Here is a 20,292-nt window from a genome sequence, read left to right as displayed (position 1 = left end):
TGGTTCGCTCCTCACGCTGCCGCCCAGCGGGGAGTAGCTTGACTTAAAGCCCCAGCAGTGTTTCCTGCTGGGGCTTCATTCTTCTCACCTGCCGCAACACTCAACCTGTTCCTTTGAGCCCAAAGTCATTGCGGTTTGGGAAGGATTTCACTCATGCGCAGAACCATGCCCGGGCCGCGCAACTGCCCTAGTTGCCAAAACCATCGCTCTCTCGCAAGATCTGGCCAGATCTTTGGCAACTGGAGCAGTGTTGAGCCTGAGAGTTAGTTGCCGAGTCATCGCTTCTTCGCCCTTCGCGCTCACCGAGAGCCCTTATCAGCCGCCGCCCGCAGCTTCGGTGAGCGCGAAGGGCGAAGCTGTCTGATAGCCTGAACTCGATGGACTCTCGCATCTACGTTCGCTATCTCAACGGCCCGCTCCTGTGGTCCGGAATCGTCGTTGGCCTTGCCGTCGTGGCCGCGGTGGTACCCACGATGATCGATTCCACGTGGGCAGCCATCCTCTTCGGCACCCTGGTCATCGCTGCAACTGTGGCCTGCATCATGATGCGAGTGAAGATCGTCGTGAGTGACGACGAGGTTGCGGTTTCCATCCTGGGTATCTTCACGAAGAGAATTCCACTCAGCGATATCACTGGTGCCCGCGTCGGGCCTGAGACTGGGATCAAGGAAGGCGCGGGCCCGCGTGTTGTCGACGGCGCTCCGGCCTACATCGTCTCTGGGCCGACCGTGCGCATCGAGCAGGGCAGTAGCTCTCTCATCGCTTCGGCGAAGAATCCGGAAGAAGTGGTTGCGGATATTAAGGCGCGCTTGCGTTAGTTCCATATCCCCAGACCTCGAACCCGAAACCTCCAAGTGAGTGGCTTGGTGCCGTCAAGCGCTGGGCGACGCCCACCTGCAGGTTGCGGGTTTCAGGTCTGGGGGAATGCAGAATGGCAGAGTGCGAAAGGCTTTCCGCACTCGCGGCATCATTAAAATTGCGGGCCGCGGTGCGGCCTGATGGGAGAGAGGTTTGGGCATGAAAAAGTGCCCCTGACAGGGATCGAACCTGCGACCTTCGGTACCGGAAACCGATGCTCTAATCCGCTGAGCTACAAGGGCATTGCTGGCGAAATGCCAACGATGCGATTCTAGCCTATAAAGACTGAAGCGCAGTAATTGGCCTCACGCCGATGGGGGTGTGGCGGGAGGAAGGGGCGGCTAGGTAAGTCGCCCCTTCATTGTTTCGCAGCCTGTGTTACTGGGCGGGCTGCTCCTGCGCCTGGGGCTGGTCAAAGAAGCCCGGCGCATCCGCGGTGTGGACCTCACCGGTGCGCAGGTAATCAACCACGATCTGGTCGACGGCCTTGTTGCCCATCGCGAAGTGGCCGTGACCCGGGCCGTGGACGGTCACCACGCGGGACTGCATCGGATCCGAGAGACCGCGGTAGAAAGCGTACGGGGTCTGCGGGTCACCGGTGGCCTGCAGCTGCAGCGGCTTGGTCTGCAGGTTCTGGCCGGAGACGGCAATCGGGGTGTTGACCGGTGCGCGGCCACCGCAACCCGCGCCGGAGGCGTACATCGAGTTGAACAGAGTGAAGGGGTCAATCGTGACGAAGTTCGACCAGAGGAACGCCGGAATGAGGGTGGGATCCGTCGGCGCGGTGTTCTCATTGCACATGATGATGTTTTGCATGCTCACGGCATTGAGAACGTCCTGCTGAGCCTGCTGCGGATCCTGCTGGGCCTGCTGCTGTGCAGCCTGCTCCTCAAAGTTGATTGGCTCGATGCCGCCAATGTGCTTAGCCAGCGTGTCCCAGGACTCTGGGCGGGGGAGAAGCTCACGGGTCGCGGACAGCGTCGGCGAGGAAGCTTGGACAGCCTGCGGGTTGCGTACCTTGCCGGCGAGGTGCTCCGCCTGCACACGCAGCTCACCGGTAGCAGTCATAATGTTGGCACCTGGCTGGCCGGCGAACTCCAGTCCTGGGGGCAGGTCACCAATCTGGGCGTTAGGTGGAAGCACGGTGGGGCGCACGCCTGCCTCGGCGGCAACAATCTGGGACCAGCGCTCGTAGGCCTTCAGCGGGGTCTTTCCGGCGTGGTAGGTGGCGTCATTCTTGGCCACGTACGCAAAGAAGTCATGCAGCGCATTCTCGTAGCCTGCCTGCTGGGAAGCGAAGATCTGGTTCCACGCCATCTTCGGATTCATACCGGAATCCAGCACGACCTTGTCGGTGTGCTGTGGGTAGAGCGTGGCGTAGGTGGAGCCCAGGAAGGTGCCGTAGGAGAGACCGGCGATGTTGATTTTCTCCTCGCCGAGTGCCTGGCGGACAACCTCCCAGTCCTTTGCGGTGTTTTCCGTCGTCAGGGAGTCCGTGTAGCCGGGGGTGTTCTTCTCGCAGTCATTGCGGGTAATCGCGCCGATCTGCGTGATCTCCGCAAGGGGATTGGCGCCCAGCTCACTGGCCGTGCAGTTCACCTCTCCCGACTCGCGCAGGCCACGCGGCTGCACACCGATGATGTCGTAGCTCTGTTTGACTTCCTCCGGCCACGCGGCGAAGCTCACCCAGCCATACGCGTCGCCGCCCGGGCCACCCGGGTTGGTAAACAGGGTGCCCTGACGGTTTCCGGTGGCCTTGAGGCGGATGAGGCCGACGTCGATGGTGCCTTTCTCCGGGGCATCGTGATAGGTCGGAACGGTCACGTGACCGCACTCAGCGCGCTCTTCGGTGACCCCTTCCGGGCACGGGCCCCAGTTGATGGTGGGTTGATCGGCGTGAGCAACAGCGGGCGCGGCAACCAGGCCGGCAGCAACAGCTACGGGCCCCAGCACCGAGCCTAAAACGCGAGAAAGACGCATAGAATAAGGCTCCTAAAATCGTTAATAAGTACGTGCCTTATCCTATGCGCCGGGGGTGATGTGAGCCGAGTGTTCGGAAGGGGCGGGTGCCCCCGAACGTCACACTACTTAACAATCACCACAATAAGATCGCGCGGGCCGTGGACACCCTCCACGCGGGAGAGCTCGATATCCGAGGTAGCGGAAGGGCCAGAGATCCACGTTGCCGGGCGCTCCGGGTTCATACGGGAAACCATCTCCGGGACACCGTAGACGATCTGGTCCTTGCGCACGATACACACGTGACGGTCCGGCACCAGGGTCAGCGCGCGACGGCCACAGGTCTCATTGGACTCAAGCACAATGGTGCCGGTCTGCGCGGAGGTGACGTGGGATTCGGTCACCACGGCATCGACAGCGTCGAGCTCGCGCGGGTCCTTGGCGTTGTCGTCTGGGGTGGTGGTGCCTTCGAAGCCGTCGAGAAGCCCAGCGTCCATGGCGGGTGCGTAGACGACGTTCGAGCAACCGCGCTCTTTAAGGATGTCCACGAGGGTGGAGTTCAACCCAGACTCATCGGTGACGTGCACATCAGCCTTGTAGTCTTCGAGGCGGTCCACCAGCATCTCACGCAGCTCATCCTCGTTGAGCGTGCCTTCCTTCTGGTACTCGCGCGGAATGTCTACGTGGTCCGGCAGGCCGGCCTGCTTCTGGGCGGCGGAAATGCGGTTGAGGATTTCCTCTTTGGCGGTGGTCACTTGATGCCCTCCTTCTTGGCTTGGGCGAGGAGTTCTTGAGCTTCGTCAGTGTCGAACCATTGGCGGAAGGACTTCTTCGGCGGAACGGCGGTGTCGCGTACGTCGGACCACCCAGACATGAACAGCGGCAGCTTGTCGATGACTCCGTTGAAACCGCCGAGGACACGGCCGAGCGCCACCATGTGGGTGATCTGGTTCCAGATCTTCGGGTTCTTCCACACCAGCTCAACTACCTGGAAGAGTTTCTCTTCGACCGGCGGGGTGGCGTGGGTGACCTTCTGGTAGCGGTTTTCCAGAATGACCTGGGAGAGCGGGATGCGCACCGGGCATACCTCGTCGCAACGGCCGCACAGGGAGCAGGCATAGGGCAAGCTTGCCGACGGATCGTTGTGGTCCTTCATGCCAGTCAGCTGCGGCGTCAGGGAGATACCAATCGGGCCCGGGTAAACGGAGCCATAGGCGTGGCCGCCGGCGCGCTCGTAGACCGGGCAGACGTTCAGGCAAGCAGAGCAACGGATGCATTTGAGCGCCTCGTGGCCGACGGGGGAAGACAGAGCAGCGGTGCGGCCGTTATCCAGCAGCACGATGTGGAAGTTCTGCGGGCCGTCGCCCTCGGTAACACCCGACCACATGGAGGTGTACGGGTTCATGCGCTCCGCGGTGGAGGAGCGCGGCAGCAGCTGCAGGAAGACCTCGAGATCCTGGAAGGTCGGGACCAGCTTCTCAATACCCATCACGGTAATGAGGGTCTCCGGCAGGGTCAGGCACATGCGGCCATTGCCCTCGGACTCCACGATGTTGATGGTGCCGGTTTCTGCCACACCGAAGTTAGCGCCGGAGATGGCGACCTTGGCCTTCATGAACTGCTCGCGCAGGAACTGACGGGATGCCTCAGCCAGTTCCGCCGGCTCGGCCTTGAGGGAGTCATCGGTATTCGGCATCTTGTTGACAAAGATGTCACGAATCTCCGCGCGGTTGCGGTGGATGGCCGGGACCAGAATGTGGGAGGGCTTGTCGTCGCCGAGCTGGACGATGAGCTCCGCCAAGTCAGTTTCCTGGGCGTGGATGCCGGCCTCTTCCAGGTGCTCGTTGAGAGCGATTTCCTGGGTGGCCATGGACTTGATCTTGACCACCTCGGTCTCACCGGTCTCGCGGATAAGGCCCTCGATGATCTCGTTGGCTTCCTTGGCGTCGCGTGCCCAGTGGACGATGCCGCCGCGCTTGGTCACCTGCTCTTCGAACTGAACCAACAGTTCGCCCATGCGCACGGCGACGTCATCTTTGAGTGCGGAGCCGGCGTCGCGAAGCTGCTCCCAGTCCGGGGTTTCATCCACGGCGTGCTGGCGCTTGTCACGAATGGTGGTGGTGGCGTGGTGCAGATTGCGGCGCTGGGTGGCGTTGTTGAGGCCCACGTGAGCTAGCGGCACGAAGGCCTTCGAGCCGCGCAGGTTGCCGTAGCCTTCAGGAGCGCGCGGAGGAGTGGTGTCGAGGAAGGAAGTCATTAGAGCATCTTCTCCTTGGAGTAGGCCGCAGAGGTAGGAGTCCACGGGTGTTCCTTGGTGGAGGCGAGGATTTCCGCCAAGTGGATAGCACGCACGCCGGAGCGCTGGCGAGCCAGAGCACCGCCGATGTTCATCAGGCAGGAGGAGTCACCGCCGGTGACGTACTCGGCCTCAGTTTCGCGGATGTGGCGGGTCTTATCACCGACCATTGCCGCGGAAACCTCGGCGTTCTTGAGCGCGAAGGTGCCGCCGAAACCACAGCATTCTTCTGCATTTGGCAGCGGGGCGAGGTCGATTCCCTCGACCTCCTTCAGCAGCTGGTAGGGGCGGTCACCCAACTTGAGGAAGCGCAAGCCGTGGCAGGAGGGGTGGTAGGTCACGCGGTGCGGGAAGAAAGCGCCGACGTTGGTGACCCCGGCGACGTCGACAAGAAACTCCGGCAGATCCAGGGTTTTGCCGGCGGCCTTCTTAGCGCCGTCCACATCGGCGGAAGTGCCGAAACGATCAGCGATCATCTCGTGCTGCTCACGCACGGCACCCACGCAGGAGCCGGAGGCGGAGACGACGTAGTCGATGGAGGGGTCCGCGAAGGCGTCCGCATAGGTGCGGATCATGCCCAAGGTCTGCTCCTGGTAGCCGGTGTTGATGTGCATCTGGCCGCAGCAGGTCTGCTCCTCTGGGAAGACGACGTCATAGCCCAGGCGGGAGAGGATGAGGGCTGTGGCCTTGTGGGCATCGGGGAAGAGTGAATCACCGATGCAGGTGGAAAACAATGCTATTCGCATTCGTGAGCGCTCCTTAATCTGCCTCCATGTGGCTTGTCCCGTGCTGGGCACAGCGGAGTTGCACTCGGATGCGCGCTACCAGGACAGCCGCACTGGGCATTTTTCGAGTTTGTATCTTTGAGCCTACCGCCCAAAACTCACATTATCGAGACGGGATTATCCCTCCTACCTGGCTTTTTATCGCAACACTAATGTTGTGAAATTGCTAACGTGCGGTGATGCTCGCAGCGGTCGCGGCCGATATGAGACAACCCCCAGACTGGGCGATGAAGACGCCCGAATCTGGGGGTAGTTAGTGGTGTAGAACTTTATGGCTAAACCCTTTTAGGGGACCAAGAAGCCCAGCACGTTGGTCATGAGGAAGACGATGACGCACACGACGGCGAGGAAGGCGACGGAGTAGCCCACGACCGCCTTGAAGATGCGGGATTCCTCGCCCTCCATCTGCACGGCGGTGGCGGCGATGGCCAGTGACTGCGGGGAGATCATCTTGCCCACAACGCCACCGGAGGTATTGGCGGCCAGCATGAGGTCCGGATTGACGCCGATGCGCTCGGCGGCGGTGACCTGCAGGTTGGCAAAGAGTGCGTTGGCGGAGGTATCCGAGCCGGTGACGGCGGTGCCGATCCAGCCCAGGACGGGGGAGAAGAGCGCGAAGATGCCGCCGACAGAAGCCACGAACTGGCCGATGGAGATGGTTTGGCCGGAGTAGTTCATGGTGTAGGCCAGTGCGAGGACCAGGATGATGGTCAGCGCGGAGAACTTCATGCGGGAGACAACCTCGCCGAACTTGGTCAGCGGCGCGGAGGCGTCCAGCTTGTAGCGGCCGTTCTCGTTGAAGGTCATGTAGATAAGGGCCACGATGATGCCGGAAATCAGCAGTAGGGTTCCCGGGTTGCCCAGCACGTTGAACGTGAAGGCGGTGTCCATGGCGTGGCCTTCGGCGTCGAAGACGGTGCCGTCGAGAAGCGGCCAGGCAACGTTGACCTGGAGGAAGCCGAAGATGGCCGGCCATGCGGTGGCGATGGCGAAGACAGCGGTGACTACGGCATAGGGCAGCAGGGCCATCCAAATGCGGCTGCCGTTGAGATCCGTGACCTCCTCCTGGGCGGGCAGCTCCATGCGCTCGCGCAGGCTGTCGACACCCTTGGGCTTCCACACACGCAGGAAGATGAAGCCCGCGCCGAGGGAGACGATGCAGGCCACGACGTTGGTGAGCTGGTAGGCGAAGAAGGTAGCCGCGGCCCACTGGGCAATGGCGAAGGAGATGCCGATGACGGCCGCGGCGGGGCCGGCCTCCTTAACACCGCGCATGCCGTCAAGGATAAAGAGGATGAAGAAAGGCACGACGGCGGCAATGAGCAGGACCTGGAGGGAAATCAACGCGGCGATGTCAGCGGTCTGCTCGGCGGTGCGCCCGCCGACCGAGCCCGCGGTGGTGACTGGGATGCCCACCGCGCCGAAGGCCACGGGCGCGGTGTTGGCAATGAGCACCGTGGTGGCCGCCTTGAGCGGCTTAACACCCAAGGCCAGGATCATGGTCGCCGTAATCGCGACGGGAGCGCCGAAGCCGGCGAGGGCCTCCAGCAGGCCACCGAAGCAGAAGGCGATGAGGATGGCCTGGATGCGGATATCGCCATCGCCCAGCAAGTCAAAGGTCTTGCGCAGGTCATTGAATCGTCCGGAAGCCACGGTCACTTCGTAGAACCAGATGGCGGTGATGATCACCCAGACGATGGGGAAGAGGCCAAAGAGTCCGCCGCGCACCGCGGAGGACAGGGCCATGCCGGTGGGCATGTCCATGCCAAAGACTGCGATGAGGAGTGCCACGAGAAGCGCTACCGCACCCGAGGTATGGGCGCGGGCCTTGAGGCCCAAGAGCATGATGAAGAACGCGATGAGCGGCAGCGTGGACACCAGCGCGGTAAGCCCCACGTTGCCAGCAATGGCGTCGGTGGTGATGTTGAAGGTTGACATAAATCTCAATTCCAGTTGGCTCCCGCTGGCGTCCTCGTGGAGATCCCCAGGATGCGGCACCGCATGTTTCGGCCGAGCGAGAGGGCGAAAGATTGAATCGATTCAGATAACGCCTTTTAGGGTAGAACTTGGCGCTTCGCTGTGCTGCATTGTTCACCCGATGGGGGTGAGTGACCTTGCTAACGTCTGAGACCTGGTAGCGCCTCCAAGCGGCGGAGACGATAGACTTTGGCCCTATGAATCCTGAAGATCTTTCCGTCCTGATCAAGAACACTGCCGCCGCCGTGCTCACCGAGCATGAGCTGGACTCCTCCGTCCTGCCGGAGACCGTGAGCGTGGAGCGCCCGCGCAACCCGGAGCACGGCGATTACGCCACCAACCTGGCACTCCAGGTGGCCAAGAAGGCCGGCACCCAGCCCCGCGAGCTGGCGCAGTGGCTGGCGGATGCCCTCGCCGGCAATGACGCCATCGATGAAGCATCCATCGCGGGCCCGGGATTCCTCAACATTCGCCTCGCTGCTGCTGCCCAGGGCGCCATCGTGGCCCAAGTCCTTAGCGCCGGTGCGGACTTTGGTAGCAACTCCACCTACCAGGGCAAGAAGATCAACCTGGAGTTCGTCTCCGCGAACCCGACTGGCCCGATCCACCTGGGCGGTACCCGCTGGGCCGCTGTGGGCGACTCGCTGGGCCGCGTGCTCGAAGCCTCTGGTGCGGAGGTGACCCGCGAGTACTACTTCAACGATCACGGCGGACAGATCGACCGCTTTGCGCGTTCGCTGGTGGCCGCAGCTAAGGGCGAGCCCACCCCGGAGGACGGCTACGGCGGCGATTACATCAAGGAGATCGCACAGGGAGTCCTCGCGCAGAACCCGGACGCCCTCGAGGGCAGCGATGCCGAGGTGCAGGAAGCCTTCCGCTCGGCGGGCGTGGAGATGATGTTCGCCCAGATTAAGGAGTCCCTCCACGAGTTCGGTGTGGACTTCGACGTCTACTTCCACGAAAACTCCCTCTTCGAGTCTGGCGCCGTGGAGAAGGCCATCCAGAAGCTCAAGGACAACGGCAAGCTCTACGAAGCTGAGGGTGCATGGTGGCTGAAGTCCACCGAATACGGTGATGACAAGGACCGCGTGGTCATCAAGTCCGATGGCAACGCGGCCTACATCGCCGGCGATATCGCCTACGTGGCCGATAAGTTCGACCGTGGGCACGACCTAGCCATCTACATGCTGGGCGCGGATCACCACGGCTACATCGCCCGCCTGCGAGCCTCGGCCCAGGCTTTGGGTTATGACCCGGAGGCCGTCGAGGTCCTCATCGGCCAGATGGTCAACCTGGTCCGCGATGGCCAGGCGGTCAAGATGTCCAAGCGTGCCGGCACCGTCATCACCCTTGATGACCTTGTCGAGGCTATCGGCGTCGACGGCGCGCGTTACTCCCTGGTGCGCTCCTCCGTGGATTCCAGCCTGGACATCGACTTGGGCCTGTGGGCTTCCCAGTCGGCGGATAACCCGGTCTACTACGTGCAGTATGGCCACGCCCGTATTTGCTCCATCCTGCGCAAGGCAGCAGAGCTGGGCTTCGACACCGCCGCGCTTGCCGACGGCCCCCTCGACCTCCTCACCCACGAGAAGGAAGGCGACCTCATCCGCACCCTAGGCGAGTTCCCCGAGGTTGTGGCCACCGCCGCTACGCTGCGTGAACCGCACCGCATCGCGCGTTACGCCGAGGAGCTTGCCGCCGTGTTCCACCGCTTCTATGACCAGTGCCAAGTGCTGCCGAAGGCTGGTGAAGAGACCGAGCCGATTCACTCCGCACGCCTCGCCCTGGCCAGCGCCACCCGCCAGGTCATGGCCAATGCCTTGACCATGGTCGGGGTTAGCGCACCGGAGAAGATGTAAGAAAAGGTATCGATGACTGATTTCAATTCTCTTCCGGCCCACGTGTGGCCGCGCAACGCAGCGCGTGACTCCGATGGCGTGGTCTCGATTGGTGGCGTTTCCCTGACCGAGCTGGCCGAAGAATACGGCACCCCGCTCTTTGTTTTCGATGAACAGGACTTCCGCTCGCGCTGCCGGGACATGGCCCAGGCCTTCGGCGGCCCTGACCACGTGCACTACGCCTCCAAGGCTTTCATCACCAAGCGCATCGTGCGCTGGGTAGACGAGGAGGGCCTGTGCCTCGACGTCGCCTCCCTCAATGAGGCCAAGCTAGCGCTCGCCGCGGACTTCCCGCCCGAGCGCATGACCGCGCATGGCAATAACAAGGAAGACGAGTACCTCGAGCTGTGCGTTAACGAGCGGATTGGCCATGTGGTGCTGGATAACGCGGAGGAGCTCTCGCGCCTCAACAGCATTGCTGCGGCCGCCGGCCGCGTGCAGCCGGTGATGATTCGCGTGAAGCCTGGCGTGGATGCCCACACGCACGAATTCATCGCCACGGCTCACGAGGACCAAAAGTTCGGCATCTCCCTGTCCACCGGCGCTGCCTTCGAGGTGGCTCGCACGGTGCTGGAATCCGCGAACCTTAAGCTCGTGGGATTGCACTGCCACGTGGGCTCCTCGGTGTTTAATGCCGATGGTTTCAAGCTGGCAGCCGAGCGCGTGCTGAGCCTGTACAAGCGCATTCACTCCGAGCTCGGCGTTGCCCTCGAGGAGTTGGACTTGGGCGGCGGCTTCGGCATTCCCTACATGGAATACGAGGAAGCCCTCGACGTCGCCACGCTGGCCAAGGACCTGCTCGACGCCGTGGAGCGCACCGCTACTGAGCTCGGCATCAAGCCGCCTTTCGTGTTGGTGGAGCCCGGCCGCTCGCTGGTGGGGGCCTCCGCGGTCACCGTCTACCGCGTGGGCACGGTCAAGGATGTGGAGACCGGCAAGGCGGATCTGCCGATGCGCCGCTACCTCTCCGTGGACGGTGGCATGTCCGATAACATCCGGCCGGCGCTCTATGGCTCGGAGTACGACGTGCGCGTGGTCAACCGCCGCACCCAGGGCGAGCCCGTAGATTCGCGCATCGTGGGCTTCCACTGCGAGTCCGGCGACATTCTGGTCAACGAGCGCCGTTTCCCCTCGGATATCACTACCGGGGATCTCCTCGCTTTCGCCACCACCGGTGCCTATCAGTACATGATGGCCTCGCGCTATAACGGTGCTTTGCGCCCGGCGGTCGTCTCCGTGCGTGACGGCAAAGCCTCGCTCATGCTGCGCCGGGAAACGGTGGAGGACTTGTTGGCGTTGGACGTCGACTAGCGCGGCGTTGCCACAGCTCACCGCATTTTATTCACAAAGATATGGCCGGTCGCGCGTTGTGCCGGCCACTTCGCGTAGAAATAGACAGCTCGTTCTGTATAGTGATGGGCTAGCACGTAACAATCATTCGCAATTTCAACAAGGGGACACCATGACGATGACGAACCGTAGCAAGAAACCCGAAGGCGAACCCGTAGGAATCGCGCTGCTTGGATTTGGCACCGTGGGCGCCGAGGTTTTCCGCCTCGTGCAGGAAAACGCTAACGCTTTTGCGCACCGCATTGGCGGCCCCGTGGAGATCCGCGGCGTCGCCGTGCACAACAAGAACAAGCTGCGCCCGGGCGTGCCGGCGGAGCTACTGACCGACGACGCCAAGGCACTTGTCCTGCGCGATGATATCGACCTCGTCGTCGAGGTCATCGGCGGCATTGATTTCCCGCGCGAGCTCGTCCTCGCGGCCCTCAACGCCGGCAAGTCCGTGGTTACCGCCAACAAGGCTCTCGTGGCCGCGCATGCGGATGAGCTCGCTGAGGCCGCCGACCGCGCTGACGTCGACCTTTATTTCGAGGCCGCCGTGGCCGCTGCCATCCCGGTGGTCGGCATGCTGCGCCGTTCCCTGGCCGGCGACAAGATCCAGCGCATCTCCGGAATCGTCAACGGCACCACGAACTTCATCCTGGACGCCATGGAGTCCACTGGTGCCTCCTATGAGGACGCACTGGCTGAGGCCACCCGCCTGGGCTACGCCGAGGCCGATCCCACCGCTGACGTGGAGGGCCACGACGCTGCCTCCAAGGCCGCCATCCTGGCTTCCCTGGGCTTCTACACCCGCCTGACCTTCGACGATGTCTACTGCGAGGGTATTTCCAAGATCACCGCGGATGACATCAAGGCTGCCAACCAGGCTGGCTACTCCATCAAGCTGCTCGCCATCTGCGAGCGCCTCGTCGATGAGGAGACCGGTGCGGAATCCGTTAATGCCCGCGTGCACCCGACGCTGGTTCCGAAGGAGCACCCGCTGGCTTCGGTCAGCCAGTCCTACAACGCCATCTTCGTTGAAGCGGAGGCCGCTGGCTCTCTGATGTTCTACGGCAATGGTGCCGGCGGTAACCCCACGGCATCCGCTGTGCTGGGTGATGTCATCGGTGCGGCACGCAACATTGTCCACGGCGGCCGTGCGCCGGGGGAGAACACCTACGCCAACCTACCTATTGCGGAGTTCGGAGAAGTGGAAACTCGTTATCACGTCGACATGGAAGTTGAAGACCGCACCGGCGTGCTCTCCGCCATTTCCGGTGTCTTTGCCCGCCATGGGGTCTCCCTGCGCACCGTGCGCCAGGAAGACGGCGATGCCACCGCTCGCCTCATCGTGGTCACCCACGCGGCGAAGGAAGCGGTGCTTGAGGATATCGTCGCTGCCCTCGGCGAGCTCGATGAGGTCAAGGCTGTCCACTCCGTCATCCGCCTCGGCGTCTAAGGGTTTTAGGTACAACAATGAGTATCGATATCGAAGTAGGCACCAAGGTCACGGTTCAGGTCCCGGCCTCCTCGGCCAACCTGGGCCCGGGCTACGACACCCTCGGCATCGCGCTGAGCCTTTACGACACCGTGGAGGTCGAGGTCACCCGCTCCGGCTTGGAGGTAGAAATCTTCGGCGAGGGCGCCGAAGAGCTGCCGCGCGACGGCTCCCACCTTGTGGTCAAGGCCATCCGCTCCGCACTCAAGGCCGCCGATGTCGAAGTCACCGGCCTGCGCGTGGTGTGCACGAATAACATCCCGCAGTCCCGCGGCTTGGGCTCCTCAGCGTCTGCCGCGGTGGCCGGCGTGGCCGCGGGCAACGGCCTGGCTGGGTTCCCGCTCTCCGAGGAGCAGGTTGTGCAGTTGTCTTCGGCCTTCGAAGGCCACCCGGATAACGCCGCGGCCTCCGTGCTGGGCAATGCGGTGGTCTCCTGGACCACCGTGCCTGTCGACGGCCGCTCGCTTCCGGAGTACCGCGCCGCCACCTTAGAGGTTCACCCAAGCATCAAGGCCACGGCCTTGGTCCCGGACTTCCATGCCTCGACGCAGGCAGTGCGCCGCGTGCTGCCCTCGCACGTCACGCATGCCGACGCCGCCTTCAACGTCTCCCGCACCGCGGTGAACGTGGCGGCGCTGACCGCTTACCCGGACCTGCTGTGGGAGGGCACCCGCGACCGCCTGCACCAGCCTTATCGCGCTGATGTCCTGCCGGTGACCGCGGAGTGGGTCAACCGCCTGCGCAATCGCGGCTATGCCGCCTACCTGTCGGGCGCTGGCCCCACCGTCATGGTCCTGCACACCGAGCCCATAGAGGAAGCGATCCTCGACGATGCCCGCGAGCAGAACCTGCGCGTACTGGAGCTGGAGGTCGCCGGGCCGGTCTCCGTCGAGCGTGGTTAGGCTAGCTAGCTGGGCTTTTCCACGCTGATCCGGCACACACCGTTGCCGGACTTGGGGATAAGTTTCAGGCTCAGCCGCCCGCCGGAATCGGCCGCCGCCTGCTCCAAGTAGCCATCGTGGATGGCGCAGACGAAGGGGGAGGGCTCTACTCCGGCGGTCACAAACGGGCAGGCGTGCAGCTCCACATCGGTGCGGCCCTCCTGGTCGAATTGCTCGGCTGAGGTTACTGGGTCAAAGCCCATTTCGCGCATCATCCGATGAAGCGAACCGAGCGCCTCAGCACCATGGCTGCTGGCAGCGGTCTTCGCCCACTCGCGGCCAAGCTCCCGCGCCTGCTCTGAGGCATAATCATTGAGCTGCTCCTTAGCCGCCAGGGCTTTAATCAACACACTGATCAGCGTGACGTACTCCTCCGCGACCGAACGGTTGTCCGGCACCCGCACTTGGAAGATCAGGGAGGGGCGCCCGCGCCCCTGCGCTGGGGCGGTGACTACTCGCACCGCGCCAGCGTTGACGAGTTCATCCAGATGCCCGCGCGCGGTGTTAACGTGCATGCCCATTTTCTTAGCAACTTCTGCGGCCCGTGCTCCTTGCGGGAACTTCTGCAAAACCGAGAGGACTTCGCGCTGCTTGGGGGAGAGCTTCATCGTGTCGGGAAAGAGCTCGGTCGATGAGCGAGGACTTTGTGTAGAAAATGTGGACATGGACTGTAGCTCCTTGATTAACGCTACGAGGATCCTACATCCAGACCGCTGTTTTTCTACTATTGCGGTCAGTACATATACCGAGATCTCCCTCACGACATGGGTAAATACACTGGATTAAGTACGGGTGTAGACCGTGAGGGCGCTGGCGTCGAGGGCCACGGGCACCACCTGGCCGGGAGCGTTTCTACGCGCTGGCTGGCCCACCGTGACCCGTTGGCCGTCAATATCAACGAGGGTAGTGCTTCCCAAATCAGCCACAATGGTGGCACTCAAACTGGTGGCGCCCTGCGCGCCAATGGGGTCGAAGCACAGCGCGGTTTGAGGGAAGGCCGCCCAGTGTTCGCCGTTGCGGTCTGGAGCAAACGTGTCTCCTCTGAAGGAACCGCGCAGTACATTAACGCCCGCTAGTTCTGCCATGAAGCGGGTGGTAGGTTGCTCCAGTAGTCGGTCTGCAGGGCCCTGGGAGACAATGTCGCCAGCTTCCATTACAGCGATATCGTCTGCCAGAGTTTCGAGGTCCACACGGCTGTGGGTGACAATGACCGTGGTGCGATCAGCGGCTGAGATACGCAGAAGGTGGCGCCACCGGGCGGCGGATTCGACGTCCATAGCGGCAAAGGGCTCGTCCACAATCAATACCTCTGGACGAGCGGCAAGCGCGCGCAGGAGGGCGACCTGCGCGGCTTGCCCGCCGGAAAGCTCGGAGACATGCCCGAGCTTCTGCAATCCGGCTGCGCTCAGAAGCTCCTGGGTGCGTCGTGCGTCCTTGGTCACCATGGTCAACGCTTGAGCCACGGTGGCAGTGGGTGGTAGCCCGGGGTCTTGGGAGAGCATGACCACGCGCTCGGCGTTAGTCTGGGCTCCTTGCAAGCGCCCGCTAATAAAGCGCATCAGCGTGGTCTTGCCGGCGCCGTTGGGGCCAACCACCGCGGTTACGCGCCCGCCACGGAAAGTTGTGGTGGTGTTGTCGACCGTTACGGAAAGCTCGTGGGGTGGCGCCAGCGGGGCAGTCGCCGCGCGGAGTGCATCTGGGTCCATCGGTTTCAAAGCGCGTACAGCCTGCTCGCGGCGGCGCCGCAGTAGCAGAGGCATTCCGGCTGCGGTGAGGGTGAGGATGGCTATCCCGATTAACACGGCCGACAGAGCATAGGCATTGTCCGCGCTGACCTCACGCTCAAGATAGATACCGCTCGGCATGGTTCGGGTAGAACCGGGCAGGGAACCGGCGAAGGTGATCGTCGTTCCGAATTCGCCCAGTGAGCGTGCGAATGCGAGCGCACCGCCAGTAAGCACGGCAGGAAGGATAGCGGGGAGGATGATGCGCCGAAGGATGGTCCCTGAGCTCAGGCCGATGCCCCGGGCGCTGGCCACGACCTCAGGATCGAGCTGCCGCAGCGCAGAATCCACCGCCACCACCACGAAGGGCAGGGTGACAAAGAGATGCGCTGCCACAACACCTGGGAAGGCGAAAGACACGTGCAGCCCGGCTTGCTCTAAAAACGGGCCAAGGAGTCCGCGGCGCCCGAGCAGTGCGGTGAGTGCCAAGCCGCCCACCACGGGAGGCATGGCCAAAGGGAGGTAGACCACCAGCCGCACAAGGTGAGATACGCGGCGCAGCTGCTGGAGCCACAGAGCCAGGCAGGTGCCTAGGAACGTGGATAGCAAGGTTGACAATACCGCTGCGGACAGACTGACCCGGAGGAGGTCATGGGTCGTCGGTGCGTTCAGCGTGTCTGAGAGCTGTCCCCAAGGCACCCGCAGGCCCAGGGCGAGGACAGGGGCAAGGATGTAAATAGCGGCGAGCGTGCCGGCGGCGATGACCGGCCAGGTTGTCCGCGGGCGCTGCTCGCGCAAAAACGTGGGTGACACTTAGTTCACCGGGGTGAAACCGTACTTTTCCCAGGTGCTATCAAAATCCGACTCGAGGAGGTTGAGGACTTCTTGGGCTTCTTCGTGGCGGGGTGAATCAGACACCACCGCGCCCATGATCTCGTTACGGAAGTCTTCCGCGTGGTCGAGCGGGATGGCTTCGACATCCTCGTTGGCGGCGGCATCAGTGGAGTAGACCCACCCTGCGTCCGCCTCACCTGAGGCGACCTTGCCTAGGACGTCAGCTACCTGGCCCTCCAAGGAGGAGGCGTGTAGGTCCCAGTTGTTGGCCTCCATGATGCGCGTGGAGATGGCACCGCAGGGCACGCTTGGGTCGCAGAGCACGAGGCGTGCGGAGGAATCCAAGTCCGCCGCGGAGCGCAGACCTAAAGGATTTCCCTTCGGCACTACCATGACCATGACGTTGCTGGCTAAGGCCACGGGGGTGTCGACGGTGCCCTGAGCAGTTGCATTATCCATGGTCTCGCGGGAGGCAGTGAGCAGCAGATCCGCGGGAGCGCCTTCATTGATCTGCTGTACCAGGGCAGAAGAGCCGCCGTTGTTGAACGCGAGGGGCGTCTCGGAGGCGCTGGAGAGGTCGTCGTTGAGCACTCGCGTGGAGGACGCGGCGAAAACCTGCAACGGTTCATCGGAGTTGGAGGTGCAGCCAGCGACAGTCAACGCGGCGGCAAGGACGGGGACGGCAGCTTTGAGAAGGCGCATGTTTGGTACATTACGGGAGCTCTACGCGGTTCGCGTGAATTTAATATGGACTTCCTTTAGTTCCTTCTTGAGGTACTCACGTGTGAAGGACTCCTCCCGCTGGTCCACCTCTTTGAGCAGTGGAAGCGGGTCGTGTGGCGCTATGAGGATCATGGATTCGCCCACGTTGAGGGTGCCCAGCGCTCCGTGGATGGCGCCGTGGCGCACAGCATGGGGAATCTCGGAGGCGTTGAGGGTGGGGATGGAAGGGCCTTTGGAGGCATCAACAAGCGGCAAGTTCATTGGGGTTCTCCCTTTCGAGTTCTGGGGGATCGGGCGTTGCTGCCCGTGCAACTAATTTACTACGATTATATCCGTGCAAATAAAAATGTCGGATATGTCTCTGCGTGATGTCTCCTTGGCTGCTCGCCGGCGCTGGCACACCATTGCCTTTAGCTTGGTCGCCGTGTGGATCGCGGTGGGCGTGGGAATCGCAGTGGCGAATTTTTGGGGAGCACCCGTGGTGTGGTGGGACCTTATCCACCCATTCACCCTCGGCGCGCTGACCACCGCCATTCTGGTTTTCAGCACCCACTTCACGGAGGCACTGACCCGCACCCCGGCCGTTGGTTTCCGAGGGGTGGGCGCGCGGGTGGCGCTGGTCCAGGTGGGGTTGGTTCTACTCCTCGTTGATCGCGCAGGCTACGACTGGGGCGTGCTCTCGGATAGTGGCTCCACACTGGTCATCGCTGCCGTTGCGTGGCACCTGTGGGCGCTGTGGACCACGCTCCGGGGCTCTTTGTCTGGTTCTTTTGCCGTGACCGTGCCTTTTTATCTGGCGGCGGCCTGCTTCATGATCTTCTCAGTAGTCCTGGTGATTCTGGCTGCGCACGGGGTAGGGAATTACTCGCTGCTGGTGGCCGCGCACTCACGCGGGATGGTGTGGGGGTTTGCCTTGCTGACCATCCTGGGCACGGTCAGTACACTGCTGCCCACGTTGACCCGAACCCCCATTTCAGCGGTTGCCCGGGCGCGGTGCAGCCGGGCTTTGACCGTGCATTGCGTGGGGCTGGCGGTGGCCATGCTTGCCGACGCCTCCGGGCTCACCCGCGCCGCCGGCATGGCACAACTGCTCACCGTGCTCGCTGCCGTGCTCATCATCCAGCCCGTGCTTGCCGGTGCGCTTGGCGGCGAGAAGACCACAGCAAGCGTGTCCGCGATGGCTGGTCTGGTGTGGATGCTGGCGCTCTGCGCCGGTGATGCCGCCGCTACCGTCGCAGGGGCCTACCCACGTGCGGTGACGTTGCTACTGATGCCAGCGTTCGTCGGTGCCGGCCTACTGCAGCTCGTGACCGGGGTGCTCCACCACATGCTGCCCATCCTGGCCGGGGCGGCACGTCCCGCACGTGGGCACCTCGCAGGGTTCCTGCGTGTGGGGCTCATCAACCTCGGCGGTGCGCTCAGCCTCCTCGGCATTGTCAGTGCGTCCGTGGCCGGGCTTATCATGATGGGGCTTGGCCTCATCGCCAATATTGTGGCCCTAGTGTGGGCCCTCGCATCATCCCAAGGAGAAGTTCATGTCAAGCGCGCCCGTTAAACAGGAGCATTCTGAGAAGCAATGGGCATCCTGGCTCATTATCATCGTGGCGCTTCTCGCCGTCATTGGGCTGGCGGTGTTCAACTCGGCCACGGGCAGGCAAGACCCAGCTACGGTGGCATCCGCCGACGCCGTGACTGTTGACGTCTCCGTGGACGGCATGGCCTTTGTCCCGTCCTCCATTGACGTGGCCGCGGGCAGTCACCTCGTAGTGAACTTCACCAACACCGGCGACCAGGTACATGACCTGAAGATCGGACGCGAGGAGACCGGACGGGTAGAACCGGGCGAGACCGTGCAGCTGGATGCCGGGGTCATCGAGGAGTCCATCGAAGGATATTGCACGATCGCCGGCCACAAGATGCAGGGCATGACGTTCATGGTCAACGCCGATGACTCCGCTTCGAGTGGGCATGATCATGCGGGGGCGTCGGAAAGCACGGGCTCTGCTGGTGCCCCGGCGAAGGTGCCCTCGGCTGCCGAGCGCATGGCAGCTCGCGAAGGATTTGAGGCTTTTGATGCTTCCCTTGCCCCTGCCAAAGGTGACCTTCATGAGGAAACGTGGGTGATGACGGAGGAGGAGATGGAAGTTGCCCCGGGAGTGCGCCAAACCCGGTGGCTTTTCAACGGGCAGGCGCCCGGTCCAACCCTGCGCGGCAAGGTGGGGGATACGTTCCGCATCACCATCAAGAATGAGGGCTCGATGGGACACTCGGTGGATTTTCATGCCGGTGAGGTCAACCCGGATAAGAACATGAAGACGATTCAGCCGGGCGAATCGCTGACCTATGAATTCGTGGCGCACCGGGCAGGCATTTGGATGTATCACTGCTCAACCATGCCCATGAGCCTGCACATTGCCAACGGCATGGCAGGAGCGGTCATCATCGATCCGCGCGGCGAGGATGCGCTGGGAGACGTCGATGCGGAGTACGTTATGACAGCGAGCGAGGTCTTCCTGGCCTCTGCCGGTAAGGAAGCAGACGGTGCGGATGCGCAACGCGTCAGCGACGGCGACTATGACCTCACCGCCTTTAACTATTATCCCAATCAATATGACGAGGGCTTAGCCCCGCTGCGCGCCAAGGTGGGCGATACCGTGCGCATCTGGCTGGTGAACCTCGGCCCGGATCTGCCGTTGAGCTTCCACGTCGTGGGCGAGCAATTCGACACCGTGTATAAGGAAGGCGCCTACCTGATTAAGGGCGCGAAGGATTCGGGCTCCCAAGCGCTGGACCTTCTACCGGCCCAGGGAGGATTTGTGGAGATGACCTTCAACGAGCCGGGCACCTATTCCTTTGTCAACCACCTCATGACGAATGCGGAGAAGGGCCAGCACGGCCAGTTCATCGTTGAGTAGCTCGGCGTTCGCGCCGTGCACGCAGCTCGTCCAGAGTATCTATATCGCGTACTGCGGCGGTGCCTTCGACCACGGTGATGTTCTTCGCGAGTCCCAGTAGACGCATGACTGATTTATTGCGGGGATTGCCGAACTCGTGCAGAGCATGGGTGAGGGCCTCGGTGCGCCACAGCGCGCAGAGTGGCTGCATAATGCCGTCGATTGTGGCCACTGCGACATCAGCACCGGAGCTTTCTAATGCCTGTTCGAGGGCAGGCAGCATCTGTGGGGAATCCGGGGCATCGACGGCCAAGATGGCGGTCGTGGACTCTGCGGCACCAGCCAGCGCGGCGTGGCCCGCGGCGATGCCTGCGGCTGGCCCGCCGAACAGGGGCTTTTCACATACTTGGGGCATGCCCAAGTGGTAGGGCGAGACAACCGCCACCGGCGCATCATAAGGCAATTGGCGCAGGAGGCGGTCGATGAGGCGCTCACCGGCGAGGATGATACTTGCCTTGTCCACACCACCCATGCGTGTGCCGCGCCCACCCGCCAAAATAATGACACCTGACATTG

The 20,292-nt window shown here is 62.7% G+C and carries 17 protein-coding genes and 1 tRNA gene; 7 read left to right on the top strand and 11 right to left on the bottom strand.

Going from position 1 to position 20,292, the window contains the following annotated elements; genetic code table 11:
- Positions 1-377: 377 nt before the first annotated feature.
- Positions 378-818 carry a hypothetical protein gene (locus HMPREF2526_RS10725; protein WP_070547254.1) on the top strand — a complete coding sequence of 147 codons (441 nt, stop codon included), beginning with the start codon at positions 378-380 and terminating at the stop codon, positions 816-818.
- 208 nt (positions 819-1,026) lie between these two features.
- Here the strand turns inward: HMPREF2526_RS10725 and HMPREF2526_RS10720 are convergent.
- The 6 genes from HMPREF2526_RS10720 to HMPREF2526_RS10695 all read right to left on the bottom strand — a co-directional run bounded on the left by HMPREF2526_RS10720 (position 1,027) and on the right by HMPREF2526_RS10695 (position 7,836).
- Positions 1,027-1,100, bottom strand: a tRNA-Arg gene (locus HMPREF2526_RS10720).
- 136 nt (positions 1,101-1,236) lie between these two features.
- Positions 1,237-2,838: an alpha/beta fold hydrolase gene (locus HMPREF2526_RS10715; RefSeq protein WP_070547253.1), complete on the bottom strand. Its 1,602-nt coding sequence runs from the start codon at positions 2,836-2,838 to the stop codon at positions 1,237-1,239.
- Between the two features lie 104 nt (positions 2,839-2,942).
- Positions 2,943-3,572, bottom strand: a complete 630-nt coding sequence (locus HMPREF2526_RS10710) for a LutC/YkgG family protein (protein ID WP_070547252.1) — start codon at positions 3,570-3,572, stop codon at positions 2,943-2,945.
- Entirely contained in the window at positions 3,569-5,074 is a 1,506-nt protein-coding gene (locus HMPREF2526_RS10705) for a LutB/LldF family L-lactate oxidation iron-sulfur protein (protein WP_070547251.1), read from the bottom strand. Before HMPREF2526_RS10705 ends, HMPREF2526_RS10710 begins: the two co-directional genes overlap by 4 nt.
- Complete coding sequence (locus tag HMPREF2526_RS10700; protein ID WP_010187137.1) at positions 5,074-5,859, bottom strand: (Fe-S)-binding protein; 786 nt, start codon at positions 5,857-5,859, stop codon at positions 5,074-5,076. The genes HMPREF2526_RS10705 and HMPREF2526_RS10700 overlap by 1 nt, the downstream gene beginning before the upstream one ends.
- 324 nt (positions 5,860-6,183) lie before the next feature.
- Positions 6,184-7,836 carry an L-lactate permease gene (locus HMPREF2526_RS10695; protein WP_070515557.1) on the bottom strand — a complete coding sequence of 551 codons (1,653 nt, stop codon included), beginning with the start codon at positions 7,834-7,836 and terminating at the stop codon, positions 6,184-6,186.
- A 236-nt stretch (positions 7,837-8,072) separates the two neighbouring features.
- Between HMPREF2526_RS10695 and argS the strand changes: the two genes are divergently transcribed.
- The 4 genes from argS to thrB all read left to right on the top strand — a co-directional run bounded on the left by argS (position 8,073) and on the right by thrB (position 13,502).
- Entirely contained in the window at positions 8,073-9,734 is a 1,662-nt protein-coding gene (argS, locus tag HMPREF2526_RS10690) for an arginine--tRNA ligase (protein ID WP_070547250.1), read from the top strand.
- A gap of 12 nt (positions 9,735-9,746) precedes the next feature.
- Complete coding sequence (gene lysA / locus HMPREF2526_RS10685; protein WP_070547249.1) at positions 9,747-11,084, top strand: diaminopimelate decarboxylase; 1,338 nt, start codon at positions 9,747-9,749, stop codon at positions 11,082-11,084.
- Positions 11,085-11,235: 151 nt separating this feature from the next.
- Entirely contained in the window at positions 11,236-12,561 is a 1,326-nt protein-coding gene (locus tag HMPREF2526_RS10680; RefSeq protein ID WP_049155096.1) for a homoserine dehydrogenase, read from the top strand.
- 17 nt (positions 12,562-12,578) lie between these two features.
- Positions 12,579-13,502 carry a homoserine kinase gene (gene thrB / locus HMPREF2526_RS10675; RefSeq protein ID WP_010187115.1) on the top strand — a complete coding sequence of 308 codons (924 nt, stop codon included), beginning with the start codon at positions 12,579-12,581 and terminating at the stop codon, positions 13,500-13,502.
- Between the two features lie 5 nt (positions 13,503-13,507).
- On the opposite strand, the gene HMPREF2526_RS10670 is transcribed toward thrB, so the two are convergent.
- The 4 genes from HMPREF2526_RS10670 to HMPREF2526_RS10655 form a co-directional block, all read right to left on the bottom strand.
- Positions 13,508-14,206, bottom strand: coding sequence for a helix-turn-helix transcriptional regulator (locus tag HMPREF2526_RS10670; protein ID WP_049155094.1), 699 nt, complete (start codon positions 14,204-14,206; stop codon positions 13,508-13,510).
- Positions 14,207-14,323: 117 nt separating this feature from the next.
- Positions 14,324-16,078, bottom strand: a complete 1,755-nt coding sequence (locus HMPREF2526_RS10665) for an ATP-binding cassette domain-containing protein (RefSeq protein WP_070547248.1) — start codon at positions 16,076-16,078, stop codon at positions 14,324-14,326.
- Positions 16,079-16,801 (bottom strand): molybdate ABC transporter substrate-binding protein, encoded by a 723-nt coding sequence (gene modA / locus HMPREF2526_RS10660; RefSeq protein ID WP_070547247.1) that lies wholly within the window; start codon positions 16,799-16,801, stop codon positions 16,079-16,081.
- A 21-nt stretch (positions 16,802-16,822) separates the two neighbouring features.
- Positions 16,823-17,083, bottom strand: coding sequence for a DUF2249 domain-containing protein (locus HMPREF2526_RS10655; RefSeq protein ID WP_070547246.1), 261 nt, complete (start codon positions 17,081-17,083; stop codon positions 16,823-16,825).
- 94 nt (positions 17,084-17,177) lie between these two features.
- On the opposite strand from HMPREF2526_RS10655, the gene HMPREF2526_RS10650 reads away from it, so the two are divergent.
- Both HMPREF2526_RS10650 and HMPREF2526_RS10645 read left to right on the top strand, forming a co-directional pair.
- Positions 17,178-18,377, top strand: coding sequence for a beta-carotene 15,15'-monooxygenase (locus tag HMPREF2526_RS10650; protein ID WP_070547245.1), 1,200 nt, complete (start codon positions 17,178-17,180; stop codon positions 18,375-18,377).
- Positions 18,358-19,737, top strand: coding sequence for a multicopper oxidase domain-containing protein (locus HMPREF2526_RS10645; protein ID WP_070547244.1), 1,380 nt, complete (start codon positions 18,358-18,360; stop codon positions 19,735-19,737). The genes HMPREF2526_RS10650 and HMPREF2526_RS10645 overlap by 20 nt, the downstream gene beginning before the upstream one ends.
- Here HMPREF2526_RS10645 and HMPREF2526_RS10640 read toward each other — a convergent pair.
- Complete coding sequence (locus HMPREF2526_RS10640; protein ID WP_010187098.1) at positions 19,724-20,290, bottom strand: molybdenum cofactor guanylyltransferase; 567 nt, start codon at positions 20,288-20,290, stop codon at positions 19,724-19,726. The two genes, HMPREF2526_RS10645 and HMPREF2526_RS10640, sit on opposite strands and share 14 nt — an antisense overlap.
- Positions 20,291-20,292: the final 2 nt, after the last annotated feature.

It is taken from the genome of Corynebacterium sp. HMSC070E08 (assembly GCF_001808895.1).
Taxonomy (GTDB): domain Bacteria; phylum Actinomycetota; class Actinomycetes; order Mycobacteriales; family Mycobacteriaceae; genus Corynebacterium; species Corynebacterium hiratae.
The sequence above is the reverse complement of the archived record's forward strand: the minus strand, read 5'-3'. Positions and strand labels throughout refer to the sequence as shown.